We start from the raw sequence: 895 nt of genomic DNA on the forward strand, positions 1-895 counted from the left end.
GGTCAGGCCAACGTAGCGGGAGTCTTCCGAGGTACGGAAGCTCTGCCATTTGGCGAATTGCGGGCCTTCGAAGTGGTCTTTCAGATCTTTCAGATCCGGCAGGCCGGTGAAGCTTTCCAGACCGAAGAACTTCGGACCGGCAGCCGCGATGAATGGCGCGTGGGACATGCAGGCTACGCTGGAAACGTACTGCATAAGTTTCACGTCCGGCGAGCTTGGGGACATGTAGTAGTTAGCGATGATCGCGCCAACCGGCTGACCACCGAACTGGCCGTATTCAGCGGTGTAGATGTGCTTGTACAGGCCCGACTGCATGACTTCCGGCGAGTCTTCGAAATCGTCCAGCAGGTCGTCTTTGGAGACGTTGAGGATTAAGAACTTGAAGTTTTAGCTGAAGTTGGTGCGGTCGACCAGCAGTTGCAGACCACGCCACGACGATTCCAGAGCCTGGAAGTCCGGGTGGTGCAGGATTTCGTCCATCTGCCGGCTGAGCTTGGCATCGATCTCGGCGATCATGCGGTCAACCATGGCTTTCTTGACCGGCTCACCGTTGTTCTGCGGCTTGAGCAGCTCTTCGATGAAAGCCGACACACCGCGCTTGGCGATGTCATAGGCTTCGTCGTCCGGCGTCAGGCGGGTTTCGGCGATGATGCTGTCGAGAATGCTGTACTCGCCGTTGCCGGCGCTCTTCTCTTGTGCTGCGCTAGTGCTCATTGTGTTGGCTTCCTTGGCTACTGGAGTCTCAAGCGTCCGTGGCTGCGGCGTTCAGGCCCAGCTCACCGAGTACGCGACCGCGGGATTCGTCGTCGGGTCGAACATGAACGTTCCCTCGCGCAGAAATTTAGGCGCGAGGACTTTGCGGGGGATCAGCTAGAAAATAAGTCAGGAAAGTAAG

Annotated in this window: 2 pseudogenes; both read right to left on the reverse strand. The window is 57.5% G+C overall.

Going from position 1 to position 895, the window contains the following annotated elements:
• Positions 1-714 (reverse strand): annotated as a pseudogene (gene tssC, locus ACIOZM_RS31915) (type VI secretion system contractile sheath large subunit); the annotation flags it as partial.
• A gap of 28 nt (positions 715-742) precedes the next feature.
• Positions 743-895, reverse strand: a pseudogene (locus tag ACIOZM_RS31920) (hypothetical protein); the annotation flags it as partial.

Source organism: Pseudomonas sp. NPDC087346 (assembly GCF_044744235.1).
In the GTDB taxonomy this organism is placed as follows: Bacteria; Pseudomonadota; Gammaproteobacteria; order Pseudomonadales; family Pseudomonadaceae; genus Aquipseudomonas.